The 15,672-nt window shown below is 51.6% G+C and carries 12 protein-coding genes and 4 tRNA genes; all 16 read right to left on the bottom strand.

Features of this window, described 5'->3' with window-relative positions; genetic code table 11:
- Positions 1-95: 95 nt before the first annotated feature.
- The 16 genes from rpsG to GO988_RS10055 all read right to left on the bottom strand — a co-directional run bounded on the left by rpsG (position 96) and on the right by GO988_RS10055 (position 15,569).
- Positions 96-563, bottom strand: coding sequence for a 30S ribosomal protein S7 (rpsG, locus tag GO988_RS10130; RefSeq protein WP_157564829.1), 468 nt, complete (start codon positions 561-563; stop codon positions 96-98).
- A gap of 99 nt (positions 564-662) precedes the next feature.
- A complete protein-coding gene (gene rpsL, locus GO988_RS10125) occupies positions 663-1,094 on the bottom strand; it encodes a 30S ribosomal protein S12 (protein WP_068340417.1) in 432 nt (143 codons plus the stop codon).
- Between the two features lie 132 nt (positions 1,095-1,226).
- Positions 1,227-1,553 (bottom strand): DUF3467 domain-containing protein, encoded by a 327-nt coding sequence (locus GO988_RS10120; protein WP_157564826.1) that lies wholly within the window; start codon positions 1,551-1,553, stop codon positions 1,227-1,229.
- Between the two features lie 132 nt (positions 1,554-1,685).
- The gene (gene rpoC / locus GO988_RS10115; RefSeq protein WP_157564824.1) at positions 1,686-6,041 is read right to left on the bottom strand and encodes a DNA-directed RNA polymerase subunit beta'; all 4,356 of its coding nucleotides are present in this window, start codon (positions 6,039-6,041) and stop codon (positions 1,686-1,688) included.
- Positions 6,042-6,321: 280 nt separating this feature from the next.
- Positions 6,322-10,188 (bottom strand): DNA-directed RNA polymerase subunit beta, encoded by a 3,867-nt coding sequence (rpoB, locus tag GO988_RS10110; protein ID WP_157565440.1) that lies wholly within the window; start codon positions 10,186-10,188, stop codon positions 6,322-6,324.
- Positions 10,189-10,612: 424 nt separating this feature from the next.
- Positions 10,613-10,993: a 50S ribosomal protein L7/L12 gene (gene rplL, locus GO988_RS10105; protein ID WP_157564822.1), complete on the bottom strand. Its 381-nt coding sequence runs from the start codon at positions 10,991-10,993 to the stop codon at positions 10,613-10,615.
- A gap of 62 nt (positions 10,994-11,055) precedes the next feature.
- On the bottom strand, positions 11,056-11,610 hold the full coding sequence (gene rplJ, locus GO988_RS10100) for a 50S ribosomal protein L10 (protein WP_157564820.1): 555 nt from the start codon (positions 11,608-11,610) through the stop codon (positions 11,056-11,058).
- A gap of 15 nt (positions 11,611-11,625) precedes the next feature.
- On the bottom strand, positions 11,626-12,324 hold the full coding sequence (rplA, locus tag GO988_RS10095; protein ID WP_157564818.1) for a 50S ribosomal protein L1: 699 nt from the start codon (positions 12,322-12,324) through the stop codon (positions 11,626-11,628).
- A 20-nt stretch (positions 12,325-12,344) separates the two neighbouring features.
- Entirely contained in the window at positions 12,345-12,788 is a 444-nt protein-coding gene (rplK, locus tag GO988_RS10090; protein WP_068340394.1) for a 50S ribosomal protein L11, read from the bottom strand.
- 118 nt (positions 12,789-12,906) lie between these two features.
- Complete coding sequence (gene nusG, locus GO988_RS10085; RefSeq protein WP_157564816.1) at positions 12,907-13,464, bottom strand: transcription termination/antitermination protein NusG; 558 nt, start codon at positions 13,462-13,464, stop codon at positions 12,907-12,909.
- A 10-nt stretch (positions 13,465-13,474) separates the two neighbouring features.
- The gene (gene secE, locus GO988_RS10080) at positions 13,475-13,672 is read right to left on the bottom strand and encodes a preprotein translocase subunit SecE (protein ID WP_157564814.1); all 198 of its coding nucleotides are present in this window, start codon (positions 13,670-13,672) and stop codon (positions 13,475-13,477) included.
- Positions 13,673-13,725: 53 nt separating this feature from the next.
- Positions 13,726-13,799 (bottom strand) — tRNA-Trp (locus tag GO988_RS10075).
- Positions 13,800-13,925: 126 nt separating this feature from the next.
- Positions 13,926-15,113 (bottom strand): elongation factor Tu, encoded by a 1,188-nt coding sequence (tuf, locus tag GO988_RS10070; RefSeq protein ID WP_157564811.1) that lies wholly within the window; start codon positions 15,111-15,113, stop codon positions 13,926-13,928.
- A 176-nt stretch (positions 15,114-15,289) separates the two neighbouring features.
- Positions 15,290-15,361, bottom strand: a tRNA-Thr gene (locus tag GO988_RS10065).
- A gap of 30 nt (positions 15,362-15,391) precedes the next feature.
- Positions 15,392-15,464: transfer RNA gene (locus tag GO988_RS10060), tRNA-Gly, on the bottom strand.
- A 25-nt stretch (positions 15,465-15,489) separates the two neighbouring features.
- Positions 15,490-15,569, bottom strand: a tRNA-Tyr gene (locus tag GO988_RS10055).
- Positions 15,570-15,672: the final 103 nt, after the last annotated feature.

The raw sequence follows: 15,672 nt of genomic DNA, 5'->3' as shown, positions 1-15,672 counted from the left end.
AGCGCGTTAGCGGGTTGTTGAGTTCAGAGGAGAAGACAACCAGAACTGGTTAAACATTCAATCTAAACTCAACAACCCGCTAAACGCCCGATAGATTAGAAACGGAAGTGCGAGAAAGCTTTGTTGGCTTCGGCCATTCGATGGGTGTCGTCCTTTTTCTTAACGGCAGCACCTTCACCTTTGGCAGCAGCAATGATTTCGCCAGCCAGCTTATCTTTCATGGTTTTCTCACCACGGCGACGAGCATACTGAATCAGCCACTTCGAACCAACTGCAATGCGGCGGTCGGCGCGCACTTCAATCGGCACTTGGAACGTAGCACCACCTACGCGGCGGCTTTTTACCTCTACGGTCGGCATTACGTTGTTCAACGCTTTGCGCCACAGCTCGAGGCCGTTCTCTTTGGTACGGGTTTCCACCTGCTCTACGGCATCGTAGAAAATGGTGTACGCCAGGTTTTTCTTCCCGTCATACATCATGTAATTGACGAAGCGGGTTACGAGCGTCTCCTTGAACTTCGGGTCCGGCAGGAGGATACGCTTTTTGGGTTTTGACTTACGCATGGTTTATATAGTTGTCAGTTGTTAGCTGCTAGCTAAGAGGGGGGTAGGGCTGTTTGGCATCCCTACCCCCTTCTCACCTAGCAACTGACAACTAATAAATTACTTCTTCTTAGCGGGTGCGCCTTTGCCACCTTTGCCTGCCGCTGCTGCGGGCTGACCGGGCTTCGGACGCTTGGCACCGTACTTAGAACGACGCTGCAAACGACCGCTTACGCCGGCAGTGTCGAGTGCACCACGGATGATATGGTAACGAACACCTGGCAGGTCTTTTACCCGGCCTCCACGAATAAGCACAATGCTGTGCTCCTGGAGGTTGTGGCCTTCACCGGGAATGTATGCATTTACTTCCTTACCGTTGGTAAGGCGCACACGGGCCACTTTGCGCATAGCCGAGTTCGGCTTCTTAGGCGTGGTGGTATACACGCGAGTGCATACGCCCCGACGCTGCGGGCACGAATCAAGAGCGGGCGACTTCGACTTGGTAGTCAAAGCCTCACGGCCTTTCCGTACTAGTTGGTTGATGGTTGGCATTTAGCGATTAGTTGAACGGAAGCCGTTTGCTCCCAAATTTTCAGGCCTGCAAAGGTAAGAAAATAGTTTGGCAATAGCAAACTCGCTGAAAAAGTTAATTTTCCATTTCTTTGCAGTAAGAGAAATGATAATCTACGCCTCTCCCACGGCACCCCCAAAATTCATCGGATAGCTCGGCATTTCTTGGTGTAGCTTGATTGGACCGTAGCTCTGTTCGAAGCGCTGAATGTTTTCCTCCAGAGCTGAAAGCAAACGCTTGGCGTGCTCGGGCGTGAGGATAATGCGCGACTTCACCTTTGCTTTGGGTATGCCTGGCATCATGCGGATAAAGTCTACCACAAACTCGCTCGTGCTATGCGCGATGAGGGCAAGGTTGGCGTATTCACCTTCGGCAATTTCCTCGCTTAGCTCAATGTTGAGCGCGTTGGGATCAGGGTTTTGGGGTTGGGACGGTTGCATAAAGACAATATATTAATGTCATGTACTGTGTCTCTCGGACTAGCATAGCGAAGCACAAACAACGGCATTTAAAACGAAAAAGCCGACCAGCTCTCACTGGTCGGCTTTTCATTTACAAACCTACGTCAATCGTTAGTCTTGAACGGTAGTCTCGCGTTTGGCGCGCGACGGACGCTTAGCGGGAATGCTAGCCTGCTCAGCAGCTTGGTTGGCCAGTTTAGTGGCTTGCTCTTCTTTCGAAGACACCTCAATACCCTGGTACTCGCGCAAGCCAGTACCGGCGGGGATAAGGTGACCGACAATTACGTTCTCTTTCAAGCCCAGCAGTTCGTCGGCCTTGCCACGGATAGCAGCTTCGCTCAGCACCTTGGTCGTCTCCTGGAAGGAAGCAGCCGAGATGAACGAGGCAGTACCCAGCGAGGCCTGCGTGATACCTTGCAGTGTGGGCCGCGAAACGGCAGGCTGCGCATCGCGCACTTCGGCAAGCTTGAGGTCGCGGCGGCGGAGCGACGAGTTTTCATCGCGCAGTTTGCGGGAAGAGATAATCTGACCAGGACGAAACTCCGAAGAATCGCCGGCATCGGTCACGACTTTCATATCGATAACGATGTCGTTCTCTTCCATCAGCGAGCCTTTGTCCACGAGTTGATTCTCGAGGAAGCTGGTATCGCCGGCGTCCATTACAAGCACTTTCTGCATCATCTGGCGGACGATAACTTCAATGTGTTTGTCGTTGATTTTCACACCCTGCAAACGGTATACTTCCTGAATCTCATTCACGAGGTATTCTTGCACCGCGCCCGGACCCTGAATATTCAGAATGTCGTTCGGGGTGATGGCACCATCGGAGAGAGGAGCGCCAGCGCGTACGAAGTCGTTGTCCTGCACGAGGATAAACTTCGACAGCGGCACCATGTACTTCCGCTTCACACCGTCTTTCGACTCCACGTAGATTTCGCGGTTACCACGCTTCACCGTACCGTAGGTTACTACGCCATCGATTTCCGACACAACGGCCGGGTTCGAGGGGTTACGCGCTTCGAACAGCTCCACTACACGGGGTAGGCCACCGGTGATATCACGGGTTTTGCCTACGGCACGTGGAATTTTTGCCAAGATGTGACCAGCTTTCACTTTAGTGCCGTTTTCGACGTTCAAGTGAGCGCCTACCGGCATGTTGTAAGCCCGAGCGGTATCAGCATCAGCGCCTTTAGCTGGGTTCAACAGTACCGAGGGGTTCTGGGCTTTGTCCTTCGATTCAACAATTACCTTCTCGCGGAAGCCCGTCTGTTCGTCGGTCTCCTCACGGTAAGTAACGCCTTCGGTTAAGGCATCATATTGGATGATACCATCGAACTCGGCCAAAATAACGGCATTGTACGGGTCCCAGTTAACGAGCTCCTGGCCTTTCTCTACTTCCTGGCCTTCTTTAGCCAAGAGGAACGAGCCGTACGGAACGTGATTCGAAATGAACACCTTACCAGTGCCTTTCTCCACAATCCGCACTTCGCCTGAACGACCCATCACTACGTTGGTTTCAGCGCCTTCCGAATTTACACCGGCTACGGTGCGAATATCTTCGAACTCCACAATACCAGCAAACTTAGCGCGGATGTTAGCCTCTACTGCAATGTTAGAAGCCGTACCACCTACGTGGAACGTGCGGAGCGTCAACTGCGTGCCGGGCTCACCAATCGACTGGGCAGCGATAACGCCAACGGCCTCACCTTTCTGCACCATACGGCCGGTAGCCAAGTTGCGGCCGTAGCACTTGCCACAAATACCACGCTTGCTTTCGCAAGTCAGTACCGAGCGAATCTCCACCGACTCAATGCTAGTAGCATCAATGCGGCGGGTGATTTCCTCCGTGATTTGCTCACCGGCGGCCAAAATCAGCTCGTCGGTCAGCGGGTCAATGATATCATGTACAGCCGTACGGCCGAGGATACGTTCGGACAGCGGCTCTACGATATCCTCGTTGTCTTTCAGCGCGAAGGTTTCGGTACCGCGTAGCGTGCCGCAATCGGGCTCGTTCACGATAACGTCCTGCGAAACGTCTACCAGACGACGGGTTAGGTAGCCAGCGTCTGCCGTCTTCATAGCTGTGTCAGCCAAACCTTTACGCGCACCGTGGGTCGAGATAAAGTACTCGATTACGTCTAGACCTTCTTTGAAGTTAGACAGAATCGGGTTTTCAATAATCTCGCCTACCGAGCCCTGCATCGACTTCTGGGGCTTGGCCATCAGGCCACGCATGCCGCCGAGCTGACGAATCTGCTCACGTGAACCGCGGGCCCCGGAGTGCATCATCATGTAGATGGAGTTGAAGCCTTGGTTCTCCTTTTCGAGGCGGCCCATCAGCGTCTCCGTAATCTGCGAGTTGATACGCGTCCAGATGTCAATTACCTGGTTGTAACGCTCGTTGTTGGTAATCAGACCCATCTGGTAGTTCTGCATTACGGCAGCTACGTCAGCTTGGGCCTGCTTTACAAGGATGTCTTTCTCTTTCGGAATCTGGATATCGCCCAGACCCATGCTCAAGCCGCCTTTGTAGGCCGACTGGAACCCAAGAGTCTTAATGTCATCTAGGAACTGAGCGGTGCGAGCCATGCCCGTACGCTTGAACACCATCGAAATGATTTGCTGCAACTTCTTCTTAGTCAGCAGTTCATCTACAAAACCTACTTCGGCTGGCACGAGTTGGTTGAATAGCACGCGGCCGGCTACGGTTTCGATGGTTTTTTGAACGAGGTTGTCATTCTCATCGCGAACCATCGTGCGCACCTTGATATAGGCGTGCTTCGACAGCTGCTTTTCGTTGATGGCGATAACAACTTCTTCGTCCGAATAGAAAGCGCGGCCTTCGCCCTGAATGGTTTCACCTTCAGTTGAGCGCTTGCCTTTGGTTACGTAGTACAGACCTAGAACCATGTCCTGCGACGGTACCGCGATGGGCGCGCCGTTGGCAGGGTTCAAGATGTTGTGCGACGCCAACATGAGCATAGAGGCTTCCAAGATAGCGGCCGGTCCGAGGGGCACGTGCACAGCCATCTGGTCACCGTCAAAGTCAGCATTAAATGCCGTACAAACGAGTGGGTGCAACTGGATAGCCTTACCCTCAATGAGGCGCGGTTGGAACGCCTGGATACCCAAGCGGTGAAGCGTTGGAGCCCGGTTTAGCAATACTGGGTGGCCTTTCAGCACGTTCTCCAGAATATCCCAAACTACAGCATCCTTGCGGTCCACAATTTTCTTGGCCGACTTCACCGTTTTCACAATACCGCGCTCGATGAGCTTACGGATAATGAACGGCTTAAACAGCTCAGCCGCCATGTTCTTGGGTAGGCCGCACTCGTGCAGCTTCAACTCAGGACCCACAACGATTACAGAACGACCCGAGTAGTCAACGCGCTTACCGAGCAGATTCTGACGAAAACGGCCCTGCTTGCCTTTTAGCATATCGGACAGCGACTTCAACGCACGGTTGCCTTCGGCACGCACAGCATTCACCTTACGCGAGTTGTCGAAGAGCGAATCAACTGCCTCTTGCAGCATACGCTTCTCGTTCCGCAGAATCACTTCAGGAGCCTTAATTTCAATCAGGCGCTTGAGGCGGTTGTTACGGATGATAACACGACGGTACAAGTCGTTCAAGTCGGAAGTCGCGAAGCGACCACCATCCAGCGGCACCAGCGGGCGCAGTTCCGGCGGGATAACTGGCACCATGCGGATTACCATCCACTCGGGGCGGTTCTCCACACGGGTAGCGGCATCACGGAAAGCCTCCACTACGCGTAGACGCTTCAAAGCCTCAGCCTTACGCTGCTGCGAAGTTTCGTGCGCCGCCGAGTCGCGGAGCGAATAGCTCAACTCATCAAGGTTGATACGTTCGAGCAGCATCTGCAGCGCGTCGGCACCCATCTTAGCGATGAATTTCTGAGGGTCTTCGTTCGGCAGCAATTGATTTTCGCGGGGTAGCTTGTCGATGATGTCCAAGTACTCGTCCTCCGTAAGGAAGTCTAGTTGCTGTACACCTTCTTCGGCTTGCACACCGGGCTGCACTACTACGTAGCGCTCGTAGTAAATAATCTGGTCGAGCTTTTTGGTGGGCAAGCCCAGCAGGTAGCCGATTTTGTTCGGCAGGCTCTTGAAATACCAGATGTGGGCTACGGGCACTACCAGCTCAATGTGACCCATGCGCTCACGACGCACTTTCTTCTCGGTCACCTCCACACCGCAACGGTCGCAGATAATGCCCTTGTAGCGAATGCGCTTGTATTTGCCACAGTGACATTCCCAGTCTTTTACCGGACCGAAAATCCGCTCGCAGAACAAGCCACCCATTTCGGGCTTGTACGTACGGTAGTTAATCGTTTCAGGCTTAACTACTTCGCCCGTGCTACGCTCTAGAATTCCTTCCGGCGAAGCTAGCGAAATAGTAACCTTGGAGAAGTCTTGAACTAACTTCTTATTTTTTGCGAAAGCCATTAGGTATGTGTTAAGCTTTTAGCTGTTTGGCTTTGAACTGCCAGAGTCTTCTCTAACAGTTTGACGCTACGAAAAGTGCTCTACGGGTCAGACAGGTACGCCGCGTAGTAGATTCTCGTCAGGTCTTATCTATTCATCTATAAACTATAAGTGGCTGGTTCCTTCACTACCCTGACCTGTCTCGGGACAGCTGTTTCGTACCAACCCCTTTTCAACTAAACTTTATAAAACTTGCTAAGAGTCGGCCGCATTAGCGACCAACTCTTAGCAAGCATATTTACTACTCTAGCGTGATTTCCAGCGCCAGACCGCGTAGCTCGTGAATCAACACGTTGAATGACTCGGGGATATTCGGCTTGGGCAATACATCACCTTTTACAATAGCTTCGTACGCTTTGGCACGGCCTACTACATCATCCGACTTCACAGTCAGGATTTCCTGGAGCACGTTGGAAGCACCAAAAGCCTCTAGCGCCCATACTTCCATCTCGCCAAAGCGCTGGCCACCGAACTGGGCCTTACCACCCAGCGGTTGCTGCGTGATGAGCGAATACGGTCCGATGGAACGAGCGTGCATTTTGTCGTCAACCAAGTGACCCAGTTTGAGCATGTAAATCACGCCTACGGTCACTGGCTGGTCGAAACGGTCGCCGCTCAAACCGTCGTAGAGATAAGCCCTACCCCAGTCTGGCAGGCCAGCCTCGGTTAGCTCATGAGCCACTTCGTCCTCAGTAGCACCGTCGAAAATCGGCGTCGCGTAAGTACGACCCATTTTCAGACCAGCCCATCCAAGTACAGTTTCATAAATCTGACCAATGTTCATTCGGCTTGGTACACCGAGCGGGTTTAGTACGATGTCCATTGGCGTACCATCGGGTAAGAAAGGCATATCCTCATCGCGCACGATGCGAGCTACTACCCCCTTGTTACCGTGGCGACCAGCCATTTTATCACCTACTTTCAGCTTACGCTTTTTAGCGATATAGACTTTGGCTAGCTGCACAATGCCGGCGGGCAATTCATCTCCTACTTCCAGTGTGAAGCGTTCACGTTTAAAGCGAGCCGTGATAGTGTTACGGCGCTTAGCATAGTTTTTCACTAAGCGCAGCAATAACTCATTCACGCGGGCATCGGCTGTCCAATGGTCCAGCTGCAAGTCCTTGAAGAGGTTAACCTCTTCTGGCACTGCATAGTTACTTTCGTCACGGTAGGCGTTCTTGTCGGGAAACAGCGCTTCGCTGATGTTCTTCCGGTTGAACTTCACACCTTTTGTTAGCACGTCGTCGCCAAAGCGGTGCTTAATACCCTGGCTCGTCTTGCCTTCTAGCAAGCCCACCAGTTTATCAATCATAATTGCTTTCACGCCACGCAATTCACGCGCGTAGCCTTCTTTCAGGTCTTCCACTTCTTTCTTCGACTTAGCGCGAAGATTCTTATCCTTTTTAGGACGCGAAAAAAGTTTGGTACCGATAACTACTCCGTTTAAAGAGGGCGGCGCCTTGAGCGAGGCATCCTTCACGTCGCCGGCTTTGTCACCAAAGATGGCGCGAAGTAATTTCTCCTCGGGAGTAGGGTCAGTTTCGCCCTTCGGCGTAATCTTACCGATAAGGATATCACCTTCCTTCACCTCCGCGCCGAGACGGATGATACCATTGTCGTCGAGGTTACGCACGGCTTCTTCACTCACGTTCGGAATCTCCGAGGTAAGCTCTTCTTCGCCACGCTTAGTCTCGCGTACTTCCAACTCAAACTCTTCGATGTGAATTGAAGTGAAGATGTCCTCGCGCACCACGCGCTCCGAGATGACAATGGCATCCTCGAAATTATAACCCTGCCAAGGCATAAAGGCTACCTGCATGTTGCGGCCCAAGGCTAATTCACCTTTGTTCGTGCCGTAGCCTTCACAAAGCACTTGACCTTTAGTCACCCGCTCTCCGTTTTTCACCAGCGGCGTGAGGTTGAGGCAAGTATCTTGGTTGGTACGACGAAACTTAATGAGGCTGTACGATTTACGCTCAGCGTCGAAGCTCACGGCTACGTCGTCTTCGCTCAAGTCATACTTGATAATGATGCGGTTAGCATCTACCGAGTCAACTATACCTTCGCCTTCAGCGATGATGAGCGAACGCGAGTCGATAGCCGTGCGGCCTTCTAGACCCGTACCTACAATTGGAGCTTCAGGACGGAGCAGCGGCACTGCTTGACGTTGCATGTTCGAGCCCATGAGCGCACGGTTGGCGTCATCATGCTCCAAGAACGGAATCAGTGAAGCAGCTACCGATACAATTTGGTTCGGAGCTACGTCCATGTACGTATACTCGCCCGGCTCAACAACAGGGAAGTCGCCTTCAAAGCGACCCTTCACCAGTGTCTGCGTCATTTGGCCGTCGTTGTTGAGCAACGAGTTAGCCTGCGCGATGTGGTGCGTATCTTCTTCCTCAGCAGTCAGAAACTTCACGTTAGAAGTCATATCTACTGTACCTGCTTTCACGTGGCGGTAGGGCGTCTCGATGAATCCCATCGAGTTCACACGAGCGTGTACGCAAAGCGACGAAATCAGACCAATGTTCGGACCTTCCGGCGTTTCAATGGTGCAAAGACGACCGTAATGCGTGTAGTGAACGTCACGTACTTCGAAACCAGCGCGCTCACGCGACAGACCTCCTGGCCCGAGTGCCGATACGCGACGCTTGTGCGTCACTTCGGCCAGCGGGTTAGTCTGGTCCATGAACTGCGACAGCTGGTTGGTACCGAAGAATGAGTTAATCACACTCGAAAGTGTGCGGGCGTTAATCAGGTCAACTGGCTTAAAGTCCTCGTTGTCGCGCACGTTCATACGCTCCTTGATGGTACGCGCCATGCGGGCCAGACCTACGCCGAACTGGGCGTAAAGCTGCTCGCCCACAGTGCGGACGCGGCGATTGCTCAAGTGGTCAATGTCATCGACAATGGCCTTTGAGTTAATCAAGCCAATCAGGTATTTCACAATCAGCACGATATCCTGATTTGTCAGTACCCGTGACTGCTGCTCCATACCAATCTGAAGCTTCTTGTTAATCCGGTAGCGGCCTACTTCACCAAGGTCATAGCGCTTGTCCGAGAAGAACAGCTTCTGGATAATATCGCGAGCAGTCTCTTCGTCAGGAGCTTCCGTGTTACGGAGTTGACGGTAAATCTGCTCAACGGCTTCTTTCTCCGAATTAGAATTGTCCTTCTGCAAGGTGTTGTAAATGATTGCGAAATCCGCAATGTTTACATTCTCCTTGTGCAGAATAACCGACTTGGCACCAGCTTCTACGATGGTGTCAATATCTTCCTCGTTGATTGTCGAGTCACGCTCCAAGAGTACTTCGTTCCGGTCGATGGAAACTACCTCACCGGTGTCCTCGTCCACGAAGTCTTCCGTCCAAGTGCGGAGCACCCGAGCGGCCAGCTTGCGGCCAACGGCCTTCTTGAGGCTCTTCTTGTCAGCCTTCACCTCTTCGCTCAGACCAAACAAGTCCAAGATGTCCTTGTCAGTGCCATAACCGATGGCGCGGAGCAGCGTAGTAACCGGGAATTTCTTCTTCCGGTCGATATAGGCGTACATTACGTTGTTCACGTCCGTGGCGAACTCAATCCACGAACCTTTGAACGGGATGATACGGGCTGAATACAGCTTCGTACCGTTGGTGTGCTTGCTCTGGGCAAAGAAAACGCCCGGCGAGCGGTGCAGTTGCGATACGATAACACGCTCGGCACCGTTGATAACGAAAGAGCCCTTTTCCGTCATGTACGGAATGTTGCCCAAGAAAACTTCCTGCTCAATAGTCTGGAAGTCCTCATTATCCTTATCGTTGCAAATGAGCTGCAACTTCGCTTTTAGCGGCACTGCGTAGGTCAGACCGCGATCGATGCACTCATCCACCGTGTATTTCGGTGGGTCAACGTGATAGTCAATGAAGTTCAGCACGAAGTTTTCGCGCGAGTCCGATATCGGAAAGTTCTCGGCAAACACCTTGAACAAACCTTCGTTCGTGCGGCTCGCAGCGGCAGTTTCGAGCTGAAAGAACTCCTGGAACGACTGCACTTGCACGTCCAGAAAGTCCGGATACTCAATAACTTTCTTAATCTTGGCGAAATTGATTCGCTCACTGGCGCCGGTCAAGTGCTTGACTTCGGCGGCCTCTAGTGCTTTCGGTGTAGCCAATTGAAAAGATTTTTAAAAATGTACACGTAAGCTACTCTAGTTACGCGAGTTAACTCCTTGCTATCTGGTCGAGTCTGGAAATTTGCTTTCACACCTGCACCTACGGTAAAAGCCTTCAGACAAACGCAACATCATGAGCGCAGGAAAGGACCTTACCACGTTGCTTGTCAAATGAGTCCGAAACTCTGGCGACTTCTAACGTGATAAGGTCCTTCATTTTACTTCGCTCCATTCAGGGGTGACAGAAGAAGAAAACTTCTAGCGCAAGACAACCAAAAGCAACGGCTTTCAGTTGCAAAACTCAACTTATTATCTACAAACAGGAAAAGACCTGGCTAAGTGCCAGGCCTAATCCGATGCGGGAACAAGCCCGTAGGCGAACCTACTTAACTTCTACTTCAGCACCAGCTTCTTCGAGCTGCTTCTTCAGGCCTTCGGCCTCATCTTTGGTAACGCCTTCTTTCAGGGGCTTGGGAGCACCGTCAACCAGTTCTTTAGCCTCTTTCAGGCCCAGACCGGTCAGGTCTTTTACCAGTTTAACTACTGCCAGCTTCTGGCCACCAGCAGCTTTGAGGATTACGTCGAACGAAGTCTTCTCTTCGGGAGCTTCAGCAGCAGCACCACCACCAGCAGCGGGACCAGCTACAACAGCAGCAGCAGCGGGCTCGATGCCGTACTCATCCTTCAGGATGCCTGCGAGTTCATTTACTTCTTTAACGGTGAGGCTAACAAGCTGCTCAGCGAAGGCTTTCAAATCTGCCATTTCTGTAGATTATTAAAAAAAGGTTGTGTTGAAAATTGAAAGTTGAAAAGGACGAGCAGCGGTTAGCCAGCAGCTTCTTCTTTTTCGGAAAGCGTTTTGAGGATGCCAGCCAGTTTGCTGCCGCCGCTCGACAGAGCAGAGATAACGTTTTTGGCGGGCGATTGCAGCAGGCCGATGAGTTCACCGAGCAGTTCCTGCTTGCCTTTGATGGTGGTGAGACCTTCTAGCTGGTCAGCACCGATGTAGATGCTGGAGTCAATGAAGGCACCTTTCAGCGCGGGCTTCGGCGTCACGCCACGGCCGTAGGCCTGCGCTTTGTAGAAGTCCTTGAGCAACTTAGCGGGAGCGTTGCCACTCTCTTTCGAGAATAGTACACCCGACTGACCTTTCAGCGCTGCGTCCATTTCCGTGGTGTCACCGCCGAGGGTATCGAGGGCTTTGCGGATGAACGAGTTTTTATACACCTTGAATTCCATGCCGCGGTTGAAGCAGAGGCGACGGAAGTCATTAATTTTCGCTACCGACATGCCCGAGGCATCGGCAATATAGAATGCGTTGTGCGACTGGAACTTCTCGCTCAACTCATCCACGAGGGCTTGTTTTTCTTCCCGATTCATGGTTGGTTGATATTATTAGTTAGCGGAAGAAACCGTGCTGTCAACCGGCACTGCCGGCGACATGGTGCTGCTGAGCGTAATGCTACGGATGTAGGTGCCTTTCGACGAAGAAGGCTTCAAACGACCAAGCGTCTGAATTACTTCCAGTGCGTTCTCAGCCAACTTGTTGGGGTCGAACGACACTTTACCTACCGAACAGTGAATGATACCGGTTTTGTCAACTTTGAAGTCGATTTTACCAGCTTTCACTTCCTGCACTGCCTTCGCAACGTCGGTCGTTACCGTACCCGATTTCGGGTTAGGCATCAGACCACGCGGGCCGAGTACACGACCCAGACGACCAACTTTGGCCATTACCGAAGGCATAGTGATGATAACGTCGATGTCAGTCCAACCTTTCTCGATTTTCGAGATATAGTCGTCTAGACCAACGAAGTCAGCACCGGCTGCCAAAGCTTCAGCTTCCTTATCAGGAGTAACCAGAGCCAGCACGCGAACGGTTTTGCCAGTGCCATGAGGCAAGGTGGCTACACCGCGTACCATTTGGTCGGCTTTGCGGGGGTCTACACCGAGGCGGACGTCGATATCAACCGAGGCGTCGAACTTGGTGTAAGTGATATCTTTCACCACTTGCGCGGCTTCGAGCAGGCTGCGTACCTGCGTCAGGTCGTGTTTGGCAAGGGCTTCCTTGCGCTTTTTGCTGATTGCTGCCATTGTGTATATCCTCCGGTTAGTTATTCAGCAAAAGGCGAATCGCCTTTCACGGTGATACCCATGCTGCGAGCCGTGCCGGCTACTTGCTTCATGGCCGACTCCACTTTGAAAGCATTCAAGTCGGGCATTTTGGTTTCGGCGATGGTACGAACCTGGTCCCACGTTACCGAACCTACTTTATTACGGTTAGGCTCTTTCGAACCGTTCTGCAACTTGGCGGCATCCATAAGGAGAACTGGTACCGGAGGAGTCTTAATGACAAAGTCAAAAGACTTATCGGTGTACATCGTAATCAGGACGGGGCAGATTTGGCCAGCTTTATCTTGGGTGCGCGCATTAAACTGCTTGCAGAATTCCATGATATTCAAACCTTTACTACCAAGCGCAGGTCCAATCGGCGGCGCAGGGTTTGCGGAGCCTCCCTTTACCTGAAGTTTCAGGTAACCTCTAATTTCTTTGGCCATTTGGTTGATAAAGCTGCGGTTGGCGTGACGTAACTCGCGCAAACCTCAGTTCAAGTAATACTCCTAAAGTGGAAGCCCCGCCTGATCGGAGTGGATATCAGACGACGTATATTATTAGCTATTCTTTTTCTACCTGCGTGTAGCTCAGTTCAACTGGCTGAGCACGGCCGAAAATCTTCACGATAACGTTGAGCTTCTTGCGCTCTTCAAATACTTCGTTGACATTACCGCTGAAACCGTTGAACGGACCATCGATAACCTTTACCAACTCGCCCACTGTGAAAGGAGTCTCGATTTCGGCCGATTTTTCCTCAGCTTCATCTACTACCCCAAGCAAGCGATTCACTTCATTAAGTGAAAGCGGAACTGGCTTAGCGTTAGTTGTTTTAGTTTCCTTGTCACCCAAGAAACCAATTACGCCTGGTGTGGAAGTAATGATATTCTGTACCTCACCGTGCGTCAAATCTGAATGGATAATGATGTAGCCCGGATACAGATTGCGCTCCCGAACACGCTTCTTACCATTACGCATTTCGAAGACCTTCTCAATCGGAATCAAAACTTGCGGAAGAAGTTCCTGCAAGTTGTGCCGACCGATTTCGGTCTCCATATATGTTTTGGCTTTCTTTTCTTGGCCGCTTACCGAGCGTACCACATACCATTTCAACTCACCCATTTTCTAAAACCTAGCGGGCGAAAGATTGATAAAAAGCTTGGAGAGCAGTATTAAAGCTCACATCCATCAAACCTACTACAGCGGCAAAAACTAGGGAACCTAGCAATACCAGACCGGCGCTCTTTTGCAGCTCGGTGGTCGAGGGCCACGTTACGTTGTAACGCATTTCCTCGATGGTATCGCGGAAATAGTTGTTCAGCTTAGCCATGGTTGCAAAAAGCCAGTGAGGACGTAAAATACAGCCGCCTTAGCGGCTAAAAGTGGCACGAGTGGAGAGATTCGAACTCCCATCAAAGGTTTTGGAGACCTCTATTCTACCCTTGAACTACACTCGTGTGTAACAAACCCGTCAGCACTATTTGTTTACGGGAGTGCAAAGGTACGAAAGATTCTATACAAAACAAATCCGCCCCCGAAAAATCGAGGACGGATTGTTTCAATTTTAAGCCGTTAGGCTAAAATTAGTCGAGAATTTCAGTTACCTGACCGGCACCTACCGTACGGCCACCTTCACGGATAGCAAAGCGGAGGCCTTTCTCCATTGCCACCTTGTTGATGAGCTCAACTGTGATGGTGATGTTGTCGCCGGGCATTACCATTTCAACACCCTCAGGGAGGGTAATGATGCCGGTAACGTCGGTGGTACGCAGGTAGAACTGCGGACGATAGTTGTTGAAGAATGGGGTGTGGCGGCCGCCTTCTTCTTTCGAGAGTACGTACACCTCAGCCTTAAACTTCTGGTGGGGCTTTACCGAGCCGGGCTTGCAGATAACCATGCCGCGACGGATGGCTTCTTTTTCAATACCACGGAGCAGCAGACCTACGTTGTCACCAGCCTCGCCACGGTCCAGAATTTTGCGGAACATTTCCACACCCGTTACCGTTGACTTCAGGCCTTCGGCACCCATACCGAGGATGTCAACTTGCTCACCCGAGTTGATGATACCGCGCTCGATACGACCGGTGGCAACAGTACCACGACCCGTAATCGAGAACACATCCTCAACAGGCATTAGGAAGGGCAGGTCGGTTAGACGAGCAGGAATCGGAATGAACGAGTCAACCGCGTCCATCAACTCATTAATTTTAGGAACCCAGTTGGCATCGCCATTCAGGCCGCCCAGAGCCGAACCCTGGATAACCGGAATGTTGTCGCCGTCAAAGTTGTAGAACGAGAGGAGTTCGCGGATTTCCATTTCCACAAGCTCAAGCAGCTCGGGGTCATCCACCATATCCACTTTGTTCATGAACACTACCAGCTGAGGAACACCTACCTGACGGGCAAGCAGGATGTGCTCACGGGTCTGGGGCATTGGGCCGTCGGTAGCAGCTACCACTAGGATAGCACCGTCCATTTGGGCGGCACCCGTTACCATGTTCTTCACATAGTCGGCGTGGCCGGGGCAGTCAACGTGTGCGTAGTGACGGTTAACCGTCGAGTACTCTACGTGGGCGGTGTTGATGGTGATACCACGCTCTTTTTCCTCGGGGGCGTTGTCAATCGAGGAGAAGTCGCGCTTTTCAGCCAGACCCTGGTTTGCCAATACCATCGTGATGGCAGCGGTCAGGGTCGTCTTGCCGTGGTCAACGTGACCGATGGTGCCGATGTTTACGTGCGGCTTCGACCGGTCGAAATTTTCTTTAGCCATTGTAAAGAGTTGAGAAAAAAGAGGGAATTAAAAACTAAAAAAGCAACTAGGATGGCCTTATCGCAAGAAAAGCGAAACCCAGCTTGGGCCAATTCAGGCTTGAGTGCTGCGTATCGCTTTTGATTTGCTGACCCGGCCCTAACCTAATGTAAAGATAGGTAGTTCCGTAACTGCTGAGCCATTTATGGGATTTGAACCCATGACCTCTTCCTTACCAAGGAAGTGCTCTACCACTGAGCTAAAACGGCTTAAAAAGTATTGTTAAAGTATTGACCGAGAGCGGGAGACGAGGTTCGAACCCGCGACCTGCAGCTTGGAAGGCTGCCGCTCTACCAGCTGAGCTACTCCCGCAGTTAGTCTAAAACTTTATCAAATGTGGGGGTAACAGGACTCGAACCTATGAACCCGAAGGAGGTGAGTTACAGTCACCCGCAATTGCCGCTATGCGATACCCCCATTTGTTTTAATTCTGGTCGTTTACCGGAATTGAGACGCAAAAGTACAGGTTTTTTAGAGGAATGCAAGGGTTAAAGCAGAAAAACTTAATTAAAATTCTTTT

Source organism: Hymenobacter ginkgonis (genome assembly GCF_009755225.1).
Lineage (GTDB): Bacteria > Bacteroidota > Bacteroidia > Cytophagales > Hymenobacteraceae > Hymenobacter > Hymenobacter ginkgonis.
The sequence above is the reverse complement of the archived record's forward strand: the minus strand, read 5'-3'. Positions and strand labels throughout refer to the sequence as shown.

Coding starts and splice junctions, on each gene's coding strand:
- rpsG (WP_157564829.1), bottom strand. CDS start 563: ATGCGTAAGTCAAAACCCAAAAAGCGTATCCTCCTGCCGGACCCGAAG.
- rpsL (WP_068340417.1), bottom strand. CDS start 1,094: ATGCCAACCATCAACCAACTAGTACGGAAAGGCCGTGAGGCTTTGACT.
- GO988_RS10120 (WP_157564826.1), bottom strand. CDS start 1,553: ATGCAACCGTCCCAACCCCAAAACCCTGATCCCAACGCGCTCAACATT.
- rpoC (WP_157564824.1), bottom strand. CDS start 6,041: ATGGCTTTCGCAAAAAATAAGAAGTTAGTTCAAGACTTCTCCAAGGTT.
- rplL (WP_157564822.1), bottom strand. CDS start 10,993: ATGGCAGATTTGAAAGCCTTCGCTGAGCAGCTTGTTAGCCTCACCGTT.
- rplJ (WP_157564820.1), bottom strand. CDS start 11,610: ATGAATCGGGAAGAAAAACAAGCCCTCGTGGATGAGTTGAGCGAGAAG.
- rplA (WP_157564818.1), bottom strand. CDS start 12,324: ATGGCAGCAATCAGCAAAAAGCGCAAGGAAGCCCTTGCCAAACACGAC.
- rplK (WP_068340394.1), bottom strand. CDS start 12,788: ATGGCCAAAGAAATTAGAGGTTACCTGAAACTTCAGGTAAAGGGAGGC.
- nusG (WP_157564816.1), bottom strand. CDS start 13,464: ATGGGTGAGTTGAAATGGTATGTGGTACGCTCGGTAAGCGGCCAAGAA.
- secE (WP_157564814.1), bottom strand. CDS start 13,672: ATGGCTAAGCTGAACAACTATTTCCGCGATACCATCGAGGAAATGCGT.
- tuf (WP_157564811.1), bottom strand. CDS start 15,113: ATGGCTAAAGAAAATTTCGACCGGTCGAAGCCGCACGTAAACATCGGC.